Source organism: Clostridium estertheticum (assembly GCF_026650985.1).
Taxonomy (GTDB): domain Bacteria; phylum Bacillota; class Clostridia; order Clostridiales; family Clostridiaceae; genus Clostridium_AD; species Clostridium_AD estertheticum_C.
In genome coordinates, this window is sequence record NZ_CP086239.1 from 2211384 (window position 1) to 2231541 (window position 20158).

Consider the following 20158-nt stretch of genomic DNA (forward strand, 5'->3'; position numbering starts at 1 on the left):
TTTTATGACGAAATTATAAAAAAGTAAGGCATACTCTTTTTAAAAAGGATTGGTAAACTAAAAAAAGAAAGGGGCATGAATATGAAAGTATTTCTATACAATAAAAACAACTTTTTTAATGATGTATTTTGGGCTGGTTTAAAAGATGGATTCAAAGCAAGCCTGAGTATTATAAAAATAATGATTCCTATTTCACTAATAATAACATTATTAAAATATTTTGGATTTGTAAATTTATTGGGTGAAATTGTGTCGCCATTGTTCGGGTTTCTAGGTTTGAGAGGCGAGTCTATACTAGTATTGATATCTGGATATTTTATAAATTGTTACTCAGCTATAGCTGTTATGGCAACCCTTCCCTTATCAATCAAAGAAATAACTATTTTGTCGACAATGATATTGTTGTGCCATACTTTACCTGTAGAGTTAGCTGTTCAAAAAAAAGCAGGAGGTTCTTTTTTCTTAATTATGTTTATAAGAGTTTTTTCGAGTTTGTTTATTGGAGTTGTTTTAAATCATATCATTCCTAATGATGTTAATTATATAAATATTAAATTACACTCAGTTGCGGTTGATAATCCAATTTCTTTTTCGAAAATAATAATTGGATGGTTAATTGAAAATTTAATTATTATAAAGATAATTATTATAAATGTATGTGTAACAATTTTTTACAAAATATTAGAAAGGTATAATATTATAGGGAAAGTAAGTAGAACGTTCAAATACCTGATGTTTATTTTTGGTTTACCAGAAGAAACGGCGTTTTTATGGATAGTTACAAATATTATTGGATTGATATATGGAGCAAGCATGCTGATTGATGCAAAAAACAAAAGAAGTATTGACGATTTAAGCCTAAGAAAATTAAATGTATCAATAGCTACATGCCATTCACTTGTACAGGAAACGGCTAACTTTCTTACTATTGGCGCTTCTATGATATACTTGATTATTCCACGAGTGATTATTTCTATAATATCAGTTTGGATATATAATCTATTTTTATTTCTCAAAAGTTCAAAGGTCCAAAGACTCAAAGGTTCAATTAGTAATCTTCTCTTTTAGACTATCCCCATAAACTAATTGTAAATATAATTATTTTATGGTAATTATGGTATGAAGTATACATTATTAGTCGCAATTGTAGAATATTATTGTGTCACAATCACTTTTAGGGGGTGTAAATTAGAAAAAATTATTGAAAATTAACAAGTTAAAATTGATTTTTGTTATTATAATTATAATTGTTGCTTTTAACGCTTCATGCCTTACACCGAAGGGAGCATTAAGAACTTACTTATTTATTAATGGTCAACCAATTATAGCTTGTATAACACCAATAAATGATGATGTATTACACAATAGGATAGATAGTAAATACCTTCAAACTGAAGGTGCTAAATGTTACGAATTAGTTATTACTGCGAGAGACCCAGCCACACGTGATTATCTACAGAATTATATAGTTCATAAAAAAGGGGTTTTCTATTCTGCAAAATACTATGGTGAAGATTAACATAGTGGAGAATTAATGTAACCTCTTCTTGTTTGTTGATTGGTTTTAACACATATTTATATTATTTTGTTGCCAATAAAATAGCCGTATTTTCATGTTGCCAGATTTTTTCTACTGATTTAAAACCAACATTATAAAGCATTTGCATCTGGTTTTTCACAGTACACGGCGTATCATAGTGATAGAAGCCATCAGTTATTCCTAATTCAGAGCGAATTCTCTTATTCTCATTAAAATGAAAATCTTCATAGTCCTGGTTTGGAGCTGTATAATCAGTTTCAACATAAAAACCATTTGGTTTCAAACTTTTGAAAATCTTCTTATATAATTTAGTCTTTTCTTCGTGATTGAAATGATGAAGTGTTTCTACAGATAAAGCAACATCAAATACAAATTCGCCCATATCATAACTGAAATAACTATCAACAATAAGATTAAGTTGATTTAATTTATCACTGTGTTTTAGTTTTATTTTTTCTATCATATCTTTAGCTAAATCGACTCCTGTAACCATAACTGTTGGATTTTTTTTAAAAATTTCATCTAATTCTAAACCAGTTCCGCACCCCAAATCAAGTACTTTTAAGCCATTAGTTTCTGGTATTAATTTTGCAGTTTCAATATAATATTTATCCGCTCCATCTACATTATTCATCATATGTTCTTCATATCCATCAGCACGATTATTAAAAAAAATACTCATTTCCTCTAATTTTATTTTATCATCTTTCATATAAATTACACAACCTTTCTAACTATTATAATAAAAGTATACTATCACTACTAATGAAACAACAACCTTAAAGATAGTTCTGAAGTAAAAATGTGCCATAAAGCAAAATAGCGTTATGGCACATTTAATCACTAACATTTCTTTTTCATTTCTAAAATAATTCTTTGTATACTTTTTTCTGATAAATAGTATTTCAAAGCAAGAAGTTTTATACACGCATCACTTTTATATTCTTTATAAATATTTGCATTTCTAAGTATAATTTCTTCTCTGATTTTCGTGCTTTCTCCCCAATTCTTTTTATTACTTTCTTTTCTAGGAATATATAAATATTCACCATCTAAATAGGTTTGAATTACTTCTAAAAGTCTTTGTGGTAATATATCAGTTGCTTTAATATAACTCATTATGCTCCTCCTAAATATGAAATCTTTCTTAGGATTGAGCAAAGGCTATTTCATAACTCTAACTATAATTTACTATGCAATAGCCTTTGCTATGCATAAATAATATATTTTTTCATATATAAACCTACCCCCTTCACATACACGCGATATTTATTTCATAATATTGTTATCTTATTTAAGTATATACATTATTTCTATTAGTTTCAAATTTGTAACACGATTTAATACAAATTTATTTAATCTTTATACTAAATGAATTTGTATGAGTCTCCCATAACATTTTGTATAGTATTATTACAATATTAGTTAGCTTTAGTCTATTTCTAAATTACTGTTGGTGTGATTCAGAAAAATGTTTTGTTGTATTTGAATAAAAAGCACGGTATATATTAGGAATCAAAAGATAAAACGACGTTAATCCAAAATTTAACACCAATTCTTTTATATGTATATCCACCTATAGCCACCTAGCAAAAGTAACTCAATCATTTGCTAGGTGGCTTTTTATATGATAGTTTCGGACATGTAGTTCCATTTTATCTAAACGTATTTATATTATTAACAGATACTTTATTAGTAATGATTTTATTTAGAAATCATACAAAAAAAATATAAATAAATTAGATAATTCAAAATAATTATTCATATAAAGAACTCCTTATAATTATTATTCCTAGAATTCTCTAAATCCTCTTTCTTTTTCTGATTCATAATCACCCAAATCCTTTTTCCATTTATCCAGGCTATCCTTAAAATTACTTCGAAGCTCTTTCTTTAATATTTTATGAAATATAATTTTTCTAAAAGTACTTTTCTTTACCCTATTTTCTATATCATTTATTGAGTTTTTAATGCTATTCTCCCTATAACACACACTGCAAATTTTATCATTTTGAGATACCTGCGCCTTTAATTTTAGTCCTTTTTTACTTGCAATGCATGTCCTATACCGACCATCCTTAATTGTATAATGATCACACTTATTGCTGCTAATATATACAGGATATTGTTGTCTATTTTTTATTATAGACTTGTAAATATCTCTGCAATAATTAACATTATCCTTCATTGGATGTACTTCAATTGGAATCGACTTTATCTCACCTTCTGTTAAATCTAATGAGCAGATACCATGCCTAGTTTTATAACAGAAATTTTCAAAACAGTTATTAAAATAATATTTTTTCCTCTTAGGATCGAATGCTTCAACATATAAATCCCCCACGATTATCACCTCAAACTATTTATATGCCTCAAAAACTCTTTTATTCTTTTCTCTGTAGCTGTTTTTAAAGTTAATTTTATAGTCTATACCTTCAAATGATAAATTATTATGAGGTTAATTATACTTTGTGTAGCTCCCTTTAGTATTATTTCAAAAATATAGTTAGTTGTTATAAACTATCAAAAATATAATAAATGAAACAAAATACTGCATTGGGTATCCCCAAATGCAGTATTTTGTTTCTACTTTTTATAAATTAAAATTAAACTTAGTTTTATTAAGGATTGCATATTTTACAAGCAGTATATCCTTTACTTAAAACACTACTTTTTTTAATCGCAATACTACTCTTATTTAAATAACGGCAACCTTTTTTGTGATATTTTTTACCTGTGTTGGTTATGTATACAGTGTAACTCTTCGTAGCTTTTGCTGAATAAGAAGATTTATTGCTTGTTACACTTGCTGTCGTATTAACCGCTAGTGTTGGTAAGCTTGTCCCTAACAAAATAAATAATGCAGTTAAAAATGACATAAATCTAAATTTAATATTCCTCATTATCCTCGCCCCCCCATAATTTTAATTCACCTAATAATTTCTACATAAAACTTCTATTTCCTTCTTTTAAACAAATTACCTATCATAAAACGAATAAAATTTACAAAATTGTCTATAATCTTAATTTTCTTAATATAAAATGTCCCTATTGTGATAATCAGATGTTAAAAGGCGACCTCTACGGAAGTAGAGTAAAATTAAAGTGGATAGCAAAAGATGCTCATAAGTGATATTCCTGATTATGGACTTTAGTAGCAGTATATTTTAAATTATAACCGGTAATTACCTGGTAAATATCAAGTATTTATTTGAACTTTATGTTATCTATATCAAACAGTGAAGAAATAGACAAATGATAATATGTAGTACAAAACACCAAAAACTAAACTTGCCAATATCCTCAACTCCTTTTAATTTATTAAGAAACAAAAATCTAAATTATTTTGTTGCTGTATATAAATAATAACAAGCAAATATGTTATCATTATCAAATAACTATATTATATTTATGGATCATAGAGGACTTAGTACTTATGATCCTGTATATCGATTAAATATATTAAAAGTGCTAATACTTAGCACTTTTAATATATTTAATCGCAAGTATCCCCCATATCTAATGATGTGGGGGTTACTATATTTAATTAATCCGTTTTAATTTTATGTCATAATGATTTTGATACTGTTTCATTCGAGGATCATTTTTAAAATAACTCTCATACATACCTCTTGCGACCTTTGCAGCATCAGCACCGTAACCACCATCAAATATAACTATGGATATTGCGATTTTAGGATTGTCAGCAGGTGCATAACCTACATACCACGCATAATCGCCTCTACCAATTTTACTTTGTACTTCAGCTTTTGTAAATTGAGCTGTACCTGTTTTACCACCAGTAGGGATAGGAAAATCACCAAGTGCTGCATACGCAGTACCATCAGCACCACCACCTGCGCCTGTAGTAACGCCATTCATGCCTTGCATAACTAGGGATCTAGTTGTAGCACTCATAGCAGCTTTATCTATTACTATAGGTTTCGTTTGAGATATTAATTTTCCATTAGAATCTTTTATGTTATCAACTAAATGAACTTTATATCTTGTCCCACCATTGGCAAGGGTTGCTATATAATTTGCCATCTGAAGAGGTGTGAAACTGTCCATACCTTGACCAATTGATGCAATAAACATATTGTATGGTAAACCTAAAGACCCATGACCTGTTTGCACTGACCAATAGTATACATCCGTTACCACGGTATTTATATTAGCAGCAGTAAATTTTTGATTTTTGTAGGCTGGATCAGCAGCAATTAATTGCTTAAATAACCCCACATAATTACTTTTAGAGAAAGTTCCATTTTTTACAGAATCCCTAATATAATTTTTAATTTGTGTTTTTATTTCTGAAAGTTTTTTACCATCAGAAACAATACTAGTATCATCATCCCTATCGTATAAATCTATTGGGGGAAAGTTTACGTTAGAACTAGAAACTCCGTTAGATAAATCTTGCTCAATACTCAAAAGATATTGTGACGCTGATAAGTTTTTTTGCGACACTGTATTATATACTTGCCCAAAGTTTTCACTTATTTCTATTCCTGTACTTGGATTAACTGCCTTAGGATCAGCTCCTAGCCCAAACATCCAGGCATATTTAGCTAAACTATCATCACCAAATTTTTCTCTTAAATTCTGACCTACATTCATAAAAAATGGGTTACTTGATCTGCTTATTGCACTAACTACATCTACAACACCGAGTGCACCATCTGATTCGAAAGGATTCCAATGTCCTCCACCCATATCATAACCACCTTGATCATTGTAAGTTGAATTAGCATCTATAACTCCAGATTCAAGCCCTGCAATTGCTGTCATTGGCTTAAATGTGGAACCTGAAGGAATAAGTGACATAGTTGCGTAATTGTACAAATATTTTGGATAATAATCGAACTTATCCTTTCTAATGGTTGTATTTCCCTTTATACTTTTGTCTATTGGAAACATATAATCAGTTAGATCTGATATCCCATCAGCTTTTGCCATCTTTTCATAATCTGGATTAAAATATTTTTGTGATTGATCCTCAGTTAAACCTTGCGTTGTTGAAAAATCATTTGGATTATAACCTGGTAGACTTACAAGTGATAGTACTCCACCAGTATTAATATCTAGGGCAATAGCTGCAGCTCTTGTAGCGTTTGACACGTCTAAACCATTAACCATTCCCTCACTTTGTATTCTCTTCATTTCACTATTTAAAGTGGTTTCCGTGGCATATTGCAAATTTGCATCTAATGTAAGTTGAACATTTTTTCCGGGAACCGCCTTCTTAGTATGAGCGGTATTTTTAATTATTGCCACAGAATCATCATTTATATCTTTTTCTCCGTTAGTCCCTTTAAGGTTACTCTCCATTACGGCTTCAATTCCAGCAGTTCCAACATAATCTACACTTGTGTCATATCCTTTTGTAGCGTACTTCAATTTATCAGCAGGGTTTATTTTACTAATGTATCCTAGAACTGATGATGCAAGTTGGCCATAAGAGTATTCCCTCATAGGCTGGTTTTCTACTTTAAACCCTTGCAGTTCTGAGAGGCTTTGCTCAAATATAAGTGAAGTATCTTTCTTTATATTAGTTGCTACATTAATTGATTTATTAGCAGAATAAAAGTTCATTTTGATGCTGTCTTTTACAATTAAATATCTTCTTATTACATCTGGAGTTGCTTTTATATTCAAACTCGCAATTCCATTTTTAACCTTATAATCAACAAGAAGTTTATTATATATTTGTTCTGGAGTTAATTTTAAAAGCTCATCATTAAGAATAGTTTTCTCAGATGAGCTTAATTCTCCTTCTTTTTTGTTTTTAAATTTTACTTTTAATATATTATCTTGGAAGTTTCTATTTTTTAAAAATATTAACAACATGGCTTGTTTTACCTTAGTGTCTCTTGAAGCAAACTCAAATCTATATGGATTAATCTTCAATTCAAAACTGTCTGTCTGAACTTCTTTATTTTCATCTAAAATTTTAAATACCTTTTGTAATGTTGCAAATAGCTGTTTATTATCTTTACCTGTATCAGTTGTACTTGTATATGTAAGGTTGTAACTCGGTACTTCAGTCGCAAGTTTTATTCCATTTTTATCTGTTATGAGTCCTCTTGGTGCCGCTACTGTTACAAGCTTTGCAGAATTAATAGTTTCAGCCTCCGCTTTGTAATAATCTCCTTTGAAAACTTGTAAATAATATAACTTTGCACCTATTGCTAAAAATATAGCTATCATAATTATATAAAGAATATTATACCTATTAAACTTCTTCTTTTTTTCCATTTCACGCTTCCTCACTATGATTTTTATTTACAAAATAAATAATTAATAACAAACCTATCATTAAGTACTTTGTTCTTATAATCCAATGTTACATTAAATTAGAATTAATTACAATAAATGTGCCATGAAACAGCAATTTTTCAGCATAAAAAGATTAGGTAACAACTTATTATCGGATTTTAATTGCTATTTTCTTTTGAATGTAGGACAAATAATCCTAATATCAATGCAATCACAAAGAAAATTATAAAGAAATGAAAAGCAGAATCAATAGAATAGATCAAATCCCCCTTTATGTGCAAATTACTAAAGTTTGCTATACCTACAATTGCTTTGGAAACTATTGCTGGTGGTACACTAAACTCTATTACTAATATTACCAATGCTTGACTTAATGCCCGTCCAACATTATAAATAGTGTAGAACATACCTGACGCTGAACCAACTTGGTTTTTTGGCACAGTTGAAAGTACCATTTTGGCTAATGATGGCCATGCTATACCGTTGGCTATAGATATTATAATTAGTGGTATAACCACAGCTGGAATAGATAGCTTAGATCCAAGATTCCCAAGCATAAATAAGCCTATAACAAGAAATATAAGACCCGATATAATCATACGCCCAGCTCCGAAACGATCTGCTAGTCTACCACCAAGTGGTCCCATAATAAGTTGCGGTGCTGATAGTGGAATAATTAATAGTCCTGCATTCATTGGACTTAGGTGCAGTGCACCTTGCAAATATATGCTTAATAGTAGTGTTATTGAAAAATAAGCAATACAATAATTTACCGTAATTCCTAATCCGATTGTGTACTTTTTATAAGAAAGCAAGCTCAGATTGAATAACGGATTCTCCACATGTAACTCAGTGATTATAAATGCAATCCATAATAAGATAGTAGATATAAATAATACTACAGTTAAGTTAGACATCCATCCCCATGAGGCCCCCTCTGAAAGTACAACCATCATGGCTACTAGCCCAAAAGTAAATGTAAATATTCCAATCCAGTCTGTCTTTTCTTTAACATTTACTTCTTCATTTTTCATAACTAAGGCGGCCCCAATTATACCAATAATCGCAAAAGGTACTGTTATAAAAAAGATTGAACTCCATCCAAATTTACTGATTAATGCCCCTCCTACTACAGGACCAACTAGAGCTCCAACAACCCATGAAGTAGCATTAATTCCTAGAGCTAGACCGAGTTGATTATCAGGAAATGTTTTAAGTATAGTTGGTGTTGCAGTGGCTAAGGCTAAAGCTGCTCCTACTCCTTGAATTGTCCTATAGATAATTAAAGTTAACCCGGAATTTGCTATGCCACATAAAACCGTACCGATAGTGAAGACTACAAGTCCTAATATAAAAATACGTTTTGTTCCAACTGTATCCGCCCATTTACCTGCTGGTAATATGAGTACAGTGCTAGATATAATATAGGCTGTTATGGTCCATAATCCAACACCCACTGTAAGATTAAGTCCTTGCATTATTTTAGGCAAACCTATGATTACGATAGTAGAGTCAACGTTTGTAATAAATGAAACCAGGGTAACAATAATTAAGATACTCCACTTATGCTTGTGTGAATTTGTCATATAAATTTCTCTCCTCTTAAAATTGATTTTCTAGCATAAACTTTAAACAATTAAAATTGCAAGTATATGCTAATTGTTATGCATTCCTTTCAAATTAAATTTTCTATAAATTTAGTTTACAGGAAAACAAATATCATGTAAAATGATTATAAATGATTTAATGATTCACTTTTTATGATATATAAAGGAGGAAAAATTGATGGAGAGTAACGAACTACGAATTTTCAAAGCCGTTGCACAGGAAGGTAGTATTACAAAGGCAGCGGCAACGCTTGGTTACGTCCAATCCAATGTTACCGCAAGAATAAAGCAATTAGAGTCTGAACTTAAAACTCAACTATTTTATAGGCAACGTGGCATGATATTAACGCCTACAGGTGAAAAGCTACTAGTTTATGCAGAAAAAATCATACACTTATTTGATGAGGCTAATATTGCGCTTAATGATTCCGTTGACCCATCCGGTAGTCTATGCATCGGAGCCAATAATACAATTTCTTCCATACAGCTTCCAGATATATTATCGCAGTACCATAAAGCTTATCCCAAAGTTGATTTGTCACTTATAACAAGCCAATCAGATGAGCTTATTAACAAGATTCTACATTTTCAAATAGATGGCGCCTTCGTAAAATCATTATCATTTAGTGACAATAATATTGTAAAAGAACTTGTATTCGAGGAAAATCTAGTACTTATTTCAAGCCCTGAGTACAATGATTTGGAAGCAGTATGTTCCAATCCATTTTTAATGAACAGTGTAGGATGTCCAAATAGATTACTACTTGAAAATTGGCTTAAATTAAAAGGTATTACTAAGATACGATTTATGGAATTCAACAATTTAAATTCCATTATTGAAGGGGTAATTGCAGACCTTGGAGCGTCTTTTGTTCCTAAATCTGCTATTAAAGAATACGAGGAGAGAGGTCTTCTTAGATCATTTCCAATACCTTCAAAATTTAGTACCACAAAAACTTTTTTTATAAGACATAAAGACTCACTAAAGACTAGTGCATTGTCAAAATTTATTAAAATGATTGAACTTGAAACCCCCTATAATGCAGTTATGTAGTTACAAGTGGCAAAATCTCCTTAACTTTTTATACGTGAGCTACTAATTCCTTTACTAGTGATATTCTGAATGTAACATAAATTGTGCAGACTTTTTTTATTTAGGAAATAGCTAGTGATGGAAATTGTGGTAATATAAGTATGATATTATAATTTGCAAGATCATGTAAAAGGAGGTTTGAACGTATATGCTTAATCCGATCGTTATTGTTGCATAGCAAAGTCTATTGCAACGAGCAATTAAAACACATACCCCGTTTCGGTCAATATTCTAATAAAAACGAGGGAAAGTTTACCTCGAGCTTACCACAAAGGAACGCTGGCTTGTTTTAATTATAGTGATTAAGCTGTTGCTAATCATAAACATTGAATTCTGTTATTATTCAAATAAATACTTATTTAATGCTTCGATTCCAGCTTGCAATATTCTATCAGGCTCTATATCTTTTTTATCAAAAACAATTCTATTTACAATCGAATCAATAATATCATATGCAATAATAGCCGCTGCATCTATGTCATCTACTTTAACATCGCTTTTGTACTTTTTCAAAAAATCAATAATAAATCGTTTTATTTTATTGTGTTGCTCATCAAGTACAGAAGCTACTGTGGGATTTGAATTGTAGAGCGTACTAAGTTCTTTATTAAGATCTTTTGAGGCTTCGTGAATATCTATCAACTTATTTATGATAGATAATAGCCACCCTTTTTTATCTTTTTTATATTGCTCTAACATGTCTGATATTTCATTAGTTACTTGTAAAAAGTCCCTATTATATAAATCTAATATTTCCAAAAATACTACATCCTTATTCTTAAAATAAGAATAAAAACAACCTATTGAAACACCAGCAGTTTTTGCGATTTGGATAGAAGTAGTTTTGTAATACCCCTTTTCGCAGAAGAGCTTATAAGCGGTCTCTGATATTTTTTCTTTTGTATTAAAAGCTCTGGTTTGTTTCAAATTTCTAGAATTTCTCCTGTTTTCCATAAATATTTTCATTCCTTTCGTACTAGTACTGTTTATTGTGTTAAGTCATTGAAGTATTAATTAGCGATTCCTTTTCAATAACAAGTATTAATCAAATAATTAGTTTTGTATAGTTATCATTTTATAGTATAAATTTTTTTTGTCAATGGAAAGTGAATGATTGTTCATTTTCTATTGACAATGATCTAACGCAAGGCTATAATCGGTAAAGCGAATAGTTATTCGACTTTTGACTATAAAGGAGAAAGAAAATGAAAAATTTAATTTTTAATGACGACCAATTTGCATTTCAACTAATAAGATTACTTGGAGAATCAACTTTTGGAGCTTCTGACATCGGAGAAGTTATTTCTACTGCTGAAAGAATAAAAGAAGGAGATTATAAAAGCTGGTGTGATGAATGGAGCAAGACAGCACAAAGGCTTCATAAAATTGCTGATGACTGCTACTTAAAAGGGCATATGGTTAGCGCTAAAAAAGCCTATCTTAGAGCCTCTAACTATTACAGAACAGCTGAATTCTATATGCACGAAAATCCAAACGATTCTAAAATAAATGAACTATATGAGTTAAGTCTTGAATGTTTTTCGTATGTTATGAAGCTTAATACTCCATTTATTGAAAGAGTAGAAATTCAATATGAGGGTACAACACTTCCAGGTCACTATTACAGATTAGAAAATTCAAATGAGCCAAAACCTGTATTAATTGCTATGACTGGTTTTGATGGTACAAAGGAAGAATTCTATGGATTAGCCATGACAGCACTGGAACATGGAATGAATTGTTTAACTATTGAGGGACCAGGACAGGGTGAGGTTGCTAGAAAACAGAACTTATTTTTCAGACACGATTATGAGAAAGTAGTTATCCCCGTTGTAGACTATTTGATTTCAAGGTCAGAGACAGACCCAGATAAAATTGTCTTATGGGGAGAAAGCCTAGGCGGTTATCTTGCTCCAAGAGCTGCTGCTTTTGAACACCGTATTGCAGCTTGTATTGCAAATGGAGGAGTATATGATTTTTTAGGAGGGTATGTACATGGTACAGATACCACAAGAGAAGAACTTGTAAACTTTGCACATTCTAATCCTGATAAACTTAATAAATCTTTGTATGATGAAATGAAGACTAATTCAAAATCGAGATGGGCTATTTCACATGGAATGTATGTATTTGGTGCGGATAATCCAGCTGAATTGGTTTTAAAGGGTGATAAATTCTATCTAAAAGGAATAGCAGAAAAAATCAAGTGCCCTACGCTGGTTCTCGATGCCGAAAATGATGGATTACTTGGAGGACAAGCAAAACCTTTGTATGAAAAACTTCTATGTAAAAAAGACTACATGATGTTTACCTCTGAAGAAGGAGCTGAATTTCACTGCCAGGTTGGAGCCAAACTGATTGGAAATGAGCGTATTTTTAGTTGGATTGAAACAATTCTTAAAAACATCTAAGATAATTAGTCATTCTACAATCTAGGTTAATTTCCTTAATTACAAATTAAGGAAAGGCTAAGCAATGGATATAGAATCCACTTAGTAGCCTTTCCTTAAAAGTCATTAACTTTAATAAAAGGGTTTTTATATCGTTTTTTTCCTATAGTACCTTTGCCAAATTGTATCGCATCTTTTGGACAATAGCTTAAACACCTAAAGCACATTTCACAATTATGTGCCCAGATAGGTTTGCCATTTTTCAATATAACATTTTGAACTGGGCATATTTTTTCACATAACCCACATGAAATACAATTTTTATCAACCACAAAAATCTTATCCAGTTTAGGAATAAATGGTGAGATAATCCTATAAAAAATACTTGTCTTTAGAAGACACTCCTTAAATGTACCTCGTTCTATTTTAGCAATCTCATTATTTTTTATTAATAAAGCAATTTCACTTAATTTTTTTTCTGCAACTATAAATAGAGACTTCTGATCTACAATAGAATCTGCACTATGTTTAGGTGTAAAATTTGAAGGCAGTTTCAGTGAAAAACCTAACGAAAGCTTAAATCCCCTTGATGATAGTTTATTAGACAATACTAATAGGGAACCAGCTACTTTTCCTCCATTAGTTGCTACTGCAAAAAAGAACTTATCTTTATTCTTATATGAAATTACCTTTATAAATTTAGATACTATTTTAGGAATCCCCCACATATATACTGGATAAACAATTCCAATTCTCTCAGATGAAATTAGAATTTCTCCATTTTTTTTCAAAAAACTAGTAATCGAAACAATAGTTGAATCACCCAATTTTATAGCTAAATCTTGAGCTACTTTTAATGAATTTCCTGTTCCAGTGAAATAGAAGATAGTATTTTTCATAATATAAATTCCCCCCATTAACAATTTGACATTTCCACTTTACGATAATTTTTAAAGTTGAAATGTTTAATAATAAAATAGTAGTTGGATGCCCTAATTCATGCCTTTTTTGCACTGATCATATGTCCTTTTTAATAGCAGTCATCAACAATTTTAATAATTGAAATTTAAATTGGTAATTTTTTAAAACTAAATTCATCATTATTATCATTTCCCTTTTAATATAAATTGTGAATGATCATTCGCATTTCATATTATAAAGAGCGCTGTACATAATGTCAATAGTAAATCGAATAATTATTCGCATTTTCTCGACAAATATGTTTTCAGCCTATAAACTACTAATTAACTAAGTGATAGTACTCCACCAGTATTAATATCTAGGGCAACAGCTGCAGCTCTTGTAGCGTTTGAAACATCTAAGTCATTACCGCAAACCTGTTGAATTTGCTTATATATCCTAATACTGATGATTGGATTGAGAAGGCACAGGATATCTAGATAGTGAGTTTAACTATATTCCGAGAAAACCAAGCAATAAAAAGGAATGTGTAGCGGGGATCTCTATCCGTTTTCTTACTGTATTGGCTCATCTTTTTTTATTAACTGTCTTTAAGGTTTAGCTTTATATACGCGAATGGTACAATTTAAGTAGAAAAGATATTAAATTAGGAGGAGCATATAATGAGTGAGTTAATTTCTGCCTTAAATCATCGTGGTGTTAATTTTATCAAGACAGTTGATATATCAATGCTCTCGGTAAAAGAAAATAGAGGTTACAGCGCTGCTATTTTGATAGGAATAGTTCTAAGCGAAGGTTATATTTTTCGCCTATCAAAAAGAAACATAGCAGATCATTCCGAGTTCGGAGAAAAGGAACACCTTGTTAATGAACTTGCAGAATGGACGGCTGATTTTATTATTACAAAAGGATATAAAGCCTTTGCACAATCAGAAAAAAATCTAATACATGGCTTTTATAATGAAACTACGAAAACCACACCTCTTCCACATAAAAAGATTGCCATATTGGCTGGATTAGGCTGGATTGGGAAAAGTAATTTATTAGTTACCAAAGAATACGGAAGTGCGTTGTGTATGTGTACCGTTTTGACAAATGCACCGTTACCTATTGAAAATCATTCAATAATAATGCCTAAATGTGAGGAATGTACTGTATGTAAGGATATATGTCCTACGGGAGCTATCCATGGTTCTACATGGAAACCAGGTATGAATAGGGATTTTATAGTTAATGTCTACCACTGTGTTGGTTGCTTAAAATGTTTAGTTAATTGTCCATGGACGCAAAAATATATGGACAATAATATTGATAAACAAAATGAGTGTAGGAACGGTTGATTAATTAATTCGCCACACTCGAATATATTTGTGTTTTTCTGTAACTTATTGCTCTCAAAGACAAATTATTTCAAAATATCAAATATTGCTGGTATACCATTAATGATTAGCATTATTCCAACAACCCTTATAGGCAATCTTGATAAAGTACCATCTTTTTTAAATAGAAACACTGCTGCTTTTCCTATAAAAACATTCAATATTATTCCTAAAATCACTGCTGCTATCAACATTATCAATTTTAGATTCATAGTAATCACTCCTGTTTTTGTTATTTTAAAAAGCTTTTTTCAGCTTTCATATTAATATTTGTTAATATTGTTGATACTAATAGCCCTAATATGCCAATAGAAAGTAATATTACTATACTGTTTATTTCTAAACTTAGTGGTGAATTGTTAAAAATCACATCTTTTAGTGCCCTTATCCCCCAATTTTCAGGCATGCATCTTGATATAATTTGAAGTGTTTTTGGGGCTGTTAGTTCATCCATAGAAAAAAAGCTTCCTCCAAGCATACCGGTTATTACCATTAGTACTGACCCCAATATAGTAAATGTCTGATGTTTTTTTACAAAAGGAACAAATATCATTACTATTCCAACCACAGCAAACAGGTATATTGCAAATATAGATGCCTCTGGAAAAATATTATTAGCTATACTTGCCTTTAAAGCATATTTCCCCACTAAAAGTATTGCTGCTATAACTGTAAGCCCTAGTATATAAGTAGCTATGATTTTGCTTATCAAATATTTCAAGTAACTTGTTGGCATCCCTTTTATTCTATTAAAAGTGTTATTTTCTCTTTCTTCTATTAAAGTTCTAAAACCTTGAACTACAACAAACCATATAAACATTACTAAAAACCCAATTAATCTTTCAGTAGTCTTATCTTCTGTTTTTTGACTTGTGTTTATCTCTCTATAAGAGCTTGATATACTATTATCACTGTTTACTTTGTTAATAAGTTTTTTTGATATTTCATCATTATTAACCTTAAGAACATTTGAAATATTTTTTGAATCTGTAGTAATCTTTTGTAAAGCATTTTCTTCAGATAAAATAGTGATAGAAAGATTTTGTCCATCAGGATTATCATAATTTTCAATAAGCTTAACATTATTTAATGCTTTGCCATTTTTTAAGCTTCTTTCAAATCCCGCATCTATTACTGCGCCATTATTAATATCACCATTATCAATTTTATTTTTTATATCCTTTTCCGCTAGTATAGTTACACTTAAATCTTCGTGCTTTTCTATCATAGCTATTAACTGCTTAGATGCTTTACTTTTATCATTATCCGCTAAATATACATTTGTTTTACTACTGCTAGTTGAAATTGAAAATAACCAGGTAAGTAATAACGGTGCTGCAATCATGATGAAAATTGACATTCTATTATTAAAAAGAAGTTTTAGTTGGTTTTTTATCATAATTAATATCTGCATAGTTTACTCTCCTTTCAAAATTATCCTTTAGATGTATTATCTTTTACTAAAAGATTATTTTTCCCTTTATTAAGTAGTATTAATGCCATTATCAAAAACACTGCAGCTATTGCTAAAAGCTCTAAAAGATCCATATAAATATCACCTATTCCCTTACCTTCACAAATTGCTAAATAGCAGTTTATTGCTTTTCCGTTTGGTATTATTTTCTGGATCATTTGGAGGTTATTAGGAAAATTACTTTTACTTATAAGGCTTCCACCAAGGAAACTGAATCCCCACAAAATTGGTGTAGCAAAAGTTGAAATTTCCATATGATTTTTTGCTGTTATCCCAGCACAAAATACAATCAGTCCAATAGTTAAAGCATAAACTGCTGTTACTAATAAAATGTAAAATATATTTCCGAAGCTCTCTCTAAAAACAATTCCACCTATTGTAATTACTGTGATCATCTGAACCATTATTGCAAATACAACTCCAATTACTTTACCAAACACATATTGGAAATTTGCTGTAGGTGTGGATTTTATCCTATTCATGGTGTTATTTAACTTATCATTAACTATGCCATGTGCTAATTCAAAGGCTGTTAGAATGGAGAACATTACTACCATTCCAATAAGCATATATTGCATCACATCTATAGGTTTTGCATTCTTTCTTGTAGCTATTTTTGAGATTTCAGAAGAATTACCACTTGTATTTTGTATATCACTAATTAACTTATTTACATCTACTGACCTTACATTTGATTTATTTAAAGCCATATCCTCTATAACTTCATTTTGCTCAACTCTCTTTATAGAAATATTTTTATCAAAACTATTTAAAATGGTTTTTACTATTGAAACATCATCTGATTTGTTGTTATCTCCTATTACAGAAATGTTTGTCTTAGAATTATTTATATAGTTTTTAGTAAAATCTTTTGGCACATAAACTAAAGCTACATAAGTTCCATTACTTACTAATTTTTTACCTTCCGAATAACTTTTCACAACTTTTAAATTTATTACTTTCTTTACATCCTTGCTTTTAAATACATCATCTCTTAAAGTATTGGAAAGATTTAAACTTTGAAATGATGAATCCTCGCTGTAATATCCTACATTAAATGTTTTTAATGTAACTTGGCTACTATTAAGTGATCCAATTATTAACACAAGTACAATTGGAAATAATACCAATTTAAAATAAAATACCTTAGATTTTAATAACAGCTTAGTATCTAGTAAAAACAAACGTACTAGTTTATTCATAGATTTGTCACCTCCCTTATTATTCTCTTAAAGATTTTCCTGTTACTTGAAGAAAAATACTTTCTAGGTTTACTTCGTCATATTTGAAACCAGTTAATTTTATTCCAAGTTTTCTTATATCCTCAACAATATCTATAATATTTTTTCCACTTGGATTTACTAACATAGCTATTTCATTTTTGTTAATTCTAACTTCTTCTGTTCCAACAATATTTTTAACTTTTTCTAAAGAATCCTTATCCGCTTTGCTGTAAGTAACTGTTAACGTATCTTTTACTTTAAGCTTTTCCTTTAACTCCTCTTTAGTTCCTAGCGCTATTAGCTTTCCATGATCTACAATAGCAACTCTTTTGCAAAGATACTCAACCTCTTCCATATAATGACTAGTATAAATTACTGTCATACCACTCTCTTCATTTAATCTTTTTATTGTTTGAAGAATATGATTTCTAGACTGTGGATCTATTCCAACTGTTGGTTCATCTAATATTAAAAGCTTTGGGTTGTTCATTAATGCAATACCTATATTAACTCTTCTCTTCATTCCTCCTGAAAATTCCGAAACTGCTTGGTCTTTTTTATCTTTTAGTTCTATAATATCTAGCACCTCAGACGTTCTGTCTTTTAATTTTTTTCCTTTTAAGCCATATAGGCATCCAAAGAACTCTAGATTATCTTTTGCACTTAAAGCTTCGTATAAAGCTATATCCTGAGGTACTATTCCCATTATTTTTTTTATTTCCATAGGTTTTTCTCTTAATGATTTATTATCAATTCTTATGTCACCTCTTGTAGGTGGACTAACCGTACTTATCATAGAAACAATAGTAGATTTTCCTGCTCCATTTGGTCCCAAAAGCCCAAATATTTCACCTTGTTCTACTTTAAAAGAAATATTATCAATTGCTGTAAATTCACCATATTTTTTTGTTAAATTTATTAATTCAAGCATTTCTTTGCCCCCTATTTGTTACTATACTCATATTGTACTTTTTATAAGATCCTTTGAATATATACTAAAGTAATCATATGGTATAGTACTTTAGTCATGAGTTTATCTATGGATATATGGAACTATGCTATAATAAAGAAAAATATGATTGAAGGTATGCATTATGGATTTTCTTTTATCTGGAAAAAATAGATTTCTAGTCTTGAAAATTTTACAAATTATTGTTATCATAACGATTTTTAACAGTACACTACAAAGTCACTTTCAAATAATCACTATATTCTTAATTGTTTTTTTAGCTATAAATGATTATATTAGAATAAGTTCTAATGAGTTTGTAAAATATATTTCTTATATTTTAAGCAATCTAATAATATGTTACCTTGCCTATAAAACTAAAACTGATACTATAACATACAGTTCTCTTTTGACTGTAGAACTGATTATACCTATCAAAAAAATTTATAAAAGCTTATTTATTATTAATTTTGTTAGCTTTGTTTTTTTAAGTGCAATATTATATTCAAACATCTTGTTTTATAATTTTGAAATTATATTGCGGAATTATGCTATAAACCTTATAGTTTGTTTTTTAATTAAAAATATAATTATGGAAAAAGTTAAAAAAGAAAAGCTTAACGACGAGCTGGAGAAAACTAATTTAACATTAATACAATATTCAAAAAAAATAGAGGAACTTACTATTACAAAAGAAAGGACTAGAATTGCCCAAGAGCTTCACGATTCCATGGGTCATTCACTTGTGGCCTTAAGTATGAATTTAGAATATGCAGAAAATATTGCTACTATAAACCCAGAAAAGGCTAAAATAGCTATGCATGACTGTTATTCTATTTCTAAAGATTGCATGAAAAATTTAAGGGGAGCAGTTAGTATACTTAAAGAAAATAGTACCCTTAGCCTAAGAAAGGATATTAATCAAATTTTCCTTAAATTTAAACAAACAGATAGATATGAGTTTAATTTAGATTTTGATGAAAACGTAGAGAAGGTAAGTAGTGGGATTAAAACTTGTATTTATAAAACCTTAAGAGAAGCAATTACTAACGGGATAAAACATGGCAATGCTACATCCTTTAATATTCATATTGGTAAATCATCAAATAGTATCATTTTCAAAATAGAAAATAATGGTGTAGGTTGCAAAAAAATAATACGTTCTAATGGTATTATTGGTATGGAAGAAAGAGTGCATTTGCTTAATGGTGAAATCATCTTTAAGTCTGAGGATCTAGTTGGCTTTACAATAGAAGGGAAAATCCCTGAAAATATATTGTAGATAAAAAAAGTATTTTAAATT

General features: G+C 29.9%; 19 protein-coding genes. 7 read left to right on the forward strand and 12 right to left on the reverse strand.

The genetic code is table 11. The features are described 5' to 3' along the window. The first annotated feature begins 81 nt into the window (after positions 1-81). Positions 82-1068, forward strand: coding sequence for a nucleoside recognition domain-containing protein (locus tag LL038_RS10705; RefSeq protein ID WP_216125887.1), 987 nt, complete (start codon positions 82-84; stop codon positions 1066-1068). A 133-nt stretch (positions 1069-1201) separates the two neighbouring features. After that, the gene (locus tag LL038_RS10710) at positions 1202-1519 is read left to right on the forward strand and encodes a hypothetical protein (protein ID WP_216125890.1); all 318 of its coding nucleotides are present in this window, start codon (positions 1202-1204) and stop codon (positions 1517-1519) included. A gap of 61 nt (positions 1520-1580) precedes the next feature. Here the strand turns inward: LL038_RS10710 and LL038_RS10715 are convergent, their stop codons facing one another. The 4 genes from LL038_RS10715 to LL038_RS10730 all read right to left on the reverse strand — a co-directional run bounded on the left by LL038_RS10715 (position 1581) and on the right by LL038_RS10730 (position 4443). Continuing rightward, positions 1581-2237 carry a class I SAM-dependent methyltransferase gene (locus LL038_RS10715; protein ID WP_216125974.1) on the reverse strand — a complete coding sequence of 219 codons (657 nt, stop codon included), beginning with the start codon at positions 2235-2237 and terminating at the stop codon, positions 1581-1583. Positions 2238-2383: 146 nt separating this feature from the next. Then, a complete protein-coding gene (locus LL038_RS10720; RefSeq protein WP_216125892.1) occupies positions 2384-2659 on the reverse strand; it encodes a CD3324 family protein in 276 nt (91 codons plus the stop codon). Positions 2660-3332: 673 nt separating this feature from the next. After that, positions 3333-3884: a hypothetical protein gene (locus LL038_RS10725; protein WP_216125894.1), complete on the reverse strand. Its 552-nt coding sequence runs from the start codon at positions 3882-3884 to the stop codon at positions 3333-3335. Between the two features lie 277 nt (positions 3885-4161). Further along, entirely contained in the window at positions 4162-4443 is a 282-nt protein-coding gene (locus LL038_RS10730) for a hypothetical protein (RefSeq protein WP_216125895.1), read from the reverse strand. A gap of 134 nt (positions 4444-4577) precedes the next feature. Between LL038_RS10730 and LL038_RS25680 the strand changes: the two genes are divergently transcribed. After that, entirely contained in the window at positions 4578-4673 is a 96-nt protein-coding gene (locus LL038_RS25680; protein ID WP_375293037.1) for a PF20097 family protein, read from the forward strand. Positions 4674-5083: 410 nt separating this feature from the next. On the opposite strand, the gene LL038_RS10735 is transcribed toward LL038_RS25680, so the two are convergent. Both LL038_RS10735 and LL038_RS10740 read right to left on the reverse strand, forming a co-directional pair. Then, the gene (locus tag LL038_RS10735; RefSeq protein WP_216125897.1) at positions 5084-7798 is read right to left on the reverse strand and encodes a peptidoglycan D,D-transpeptidase FtsI family protein; all 2715 of its coding nucleotides are present in this window, start codon (positions 7796-7798) and stop codon (positions 5084-5086) included. A gap of 179 nt (positions 7799-7977) precedes the next feature. Beyond that, positions 7978-9405 carry a DHA2 family efflux MFS transporter permease subunit gene (locus LL038_RS10740; protein WP_216125899.1) on the reverse strand — a complete coding sequence of 476 codons (1428 nt, stop codon included), beginning with the start codon at positions 9403-9405 and terminating at the stop codon, positions 7978-7980. Between the two features lie 199 nt (positions 9406-9604). On the opposite strand from LL038_RS10740, the gene LL038_RS10745 reads away from it, so the two are divergent. After that, positions 9605-10480 carry a LysR family transcriptional regulator gene (locus tag LL038_RS10745; protein ID WP_216125901.1) on the forward strand — a complete coding sequence of 292 codons (876 nt, stop codon included), beginning with the start codon at positions 9605-9607 and terminating at the stop codon, positions 10478-10480. 378 nt (positions 10481-10858) lie between these two features. On the opposite strand, the gene LL038_RS10750 is transcribed toward LL038_RS10745, so the two are convergent. Continuing rightward, positions 10859-11446, reverse strand: coding sequence for a TetR/AcrR family transcriptional regulator (locus LL038_RS10750; RefSeq protein ID WP_253200333.1), 588 nt, complete (start codon positions 11444-11446; stop codon positions 10859-10861). A gap of 278 nt (positions 11447-11724) precedes the next feature. On the opposite strand from LL038_RS10750, the gene LL038_RS10755 reads away from it, so the two are divergent. Then, the gene (locus LL038_RS10755; protein WP_216125906.1) at positions 11725-12930 is read left to right on the forward strand and encodes an alpha/beta hydrolase family protein; all 1206 of its coding nucleotides are present in this window, start codon (positions 11725-11727) and stop codon (positions 12928-12930) included. Positions 12931-13025: 95 nt separating this feature from the next. Here LL038_RS10755 and LL038_RS10760 read toward each other — a convergent pair whose 3' ends face one another. Then, positions 13026-13808, reverse strand: a complete 783-nt coding sequence (locus tag LL038_RS10760) for an EFR1 family ferrodoxin (RefSeq protein ID WP_216125910.1) — start codon at positions 13806-13808, stop codon at positions 13026-13028. A 684-nt stretch (positions 13809-14492) separates the two neighbouring features. Between LL038_RS10760 and LL038_RS10765 the strand changes: the two genes are divergently transcribed. Next, entirely contained in the window at positions 14493-15170 is a 678-nt protein-coding gene (locus tag LL038_RS10765; protein ID WP_216125912.1) for an epoxyqueuosine reductase, read from the forward strand. A 65-nt stretch (positions 15171-15235) separates the two neighbouring features. Here the strand turns inward: LL038_RS10765 and LL038_RS10770 are convergent, their stop codons facing one another. From LL038_RS10770 to LL038_RS10785, 4 genes are read right to left on the reverse strand one after another with little or no spacing between them, the layout of a single operon-like run. After that, positions 15236-15421 carry a hypothetical protein gene (locus LL038_RS10770; protein WP_171295260.1) on the reverse strand — a complete coding sequence of 62 codons (186 nt, stop codon included), beginning with the start codon at positions 15419-15421 and terminating at the stop codon, positions 15236-15238. A 20-nt stretch (positions 15422-15441) separates the two neighbouring features. Beyond that, positions 15442-16623 (reverse strand): ABC transporter permease, encoded by a 1182-nt coding sequence (locus LL038_RS10775; RefSeq protein WP_216125913.1) that lies wholly within the window; start codon positions 16621-16623, stop codon positions 15442-15444. A 20-nt stretch (positions 16624-16643) separates the two neighbouring features. Then, positions 16644-17885 carry an ABC transporter permease gene (locus LL038_RS10780; protein WP_216125915.1) on the reverse strand — a complete coding sequence of 414 codons (1242 nt, stop codon included), beginning with the start codon at positions 17883-17885 and terminating at the stop codon, positions 16644-16646. 19 nt (positions 17886-17904) lie between these two features. Continuing rightward, positions 17905-18837: an ABC transporter ATP-binding protein gene (locus LL038_RS10785; RefSeq protein WP_216125916.1), complete on the reverse strand. Its 933-nt coding sequence runs from the start codon at positions 18835-18837 to the stop codon at positions 17905-17907. A 163-nt stretch (positions 18838-19000) separates the two neighbouring features. Here LL038_RS10785 and LL038_RS10790 point away from each other — a divergent pair, with 163 nt between their 5' ends. Beyond that, positions 19001-20137 (forward strand): sensor histidine kinase, encoded by a 1137-nt coding sequence (locus LL038_RS10790; RefSeq protein ID WP_268056059.1) that lies wholly within the window; start codon positions 19001-19003, stop codon positions 20135-20137. The last annotated feature ends 21 nt before the right edge of the window (positions 20138-20158 follow it).

What these genes read in the sequence shown, in the direction of transcription:
- LL038_RS10775 (WP_216125913.1), bottom strand. Translation starts at nt 16,623, where the DNA reads ATGCAGATATTAATTATGATAAAAAACCAACTAAAACTTCTTTTTAAT.
- LL038_RS10755 (WP_216125906.1), top strand. Translation starts at nt 11,725, where the DNA reads ATGAAAAATTTAATTTTTAATGACGACCAATTTGCATTTCAACTAATA.
- LL038_RS10780 (WP_216125915.1), bottom strand. Translation starts at nt 17,885, where the DNA reads ATGAATAAACTAGTACGTTTGTTTTTACTAGATACTAAGCTGTTATTA.
- LL038_RS10760 (WP_216125910.1), bottom strand. Translation starts at nt 13,808, where the DNA reads ATGAAAAATACTATCTTCTATTTCACTGGAACAGGAAATTCATTAAAA.
- LL038_RS10730 (WP_216125895.1), bottom strand. Translation starts at nt 4,443, where the DNA reads ATGAGGAATATTAAATTTAGATTTATGTCATTTTTAACTGCATTATTT.
- LL038_RS10705 (WP_216125887.1), top strand. Translation starts at nt 82, where the DNA reads ATGAAAGTATTTCTATACAATAAAAACAACTTTTTTAATGATGTATTT.
- LL038_RS10790 (WP_268056059.1), top strand. Translation starts at nt 19,001, where the DNA reads ATGGATTTTCTTTTATCTGGAAAAAATAGATTTCTAGTCTTGAAAATT.
- LL038_RS10735 (WP_216125897.1), bottom strand. Translation starts at nt 7,798, where the DNA reads ATGGAAAAAAAGAAGAAGTTTAATAGGTATAATATTCTTTATATAATT.
- LL038_RS10770 (WP_171295260.1), bottom strand. Translation starts at nt 15,421, where the DNA reads ATGAATCTAAAATTGATAATGTTGATAGCAGCAGTGATTTTAGGAATA.
- LL038_RS10765 (WP_216125912.1), top strand. Translation starts at nt 14,493, where the DNA reads ATGAGTGAGTTAATTTCTGCCTTAAATCATCGTGGTGTTAATTTTATC.
- LL038_RS10740 (WP_216125899.1), bottom strand. Translation starts at nt 9,405, where the DNA reads ATGACAAATTCACACAAGCATAAGTGGAGTATCTTAATTATTGTTACC.
- LL038_RS10785 (WP_216125916.1), bottom strand. Translation starts at nt 18,837, where the DNA reads ATGCTTGAATTAATAAATTTAACAAAAAAATATGGTGAATTTACAGCA.
- LL038_RS10720 (WP_216125892.1), bottom strand. Translation starts at nt 2,659, where the DNA reads ATGAGTTATATTAAAGCAACTGATATATTACCACAAAGACTTTTAGAA.
- LL038_RS10745 (WP_216125901.1), top strand. Translation starts at nt 9,605, where the DNA reads ATGGAGAGTAACGAACTACGAATTTTCAAAGCCGTTGCACAGGAAGGT.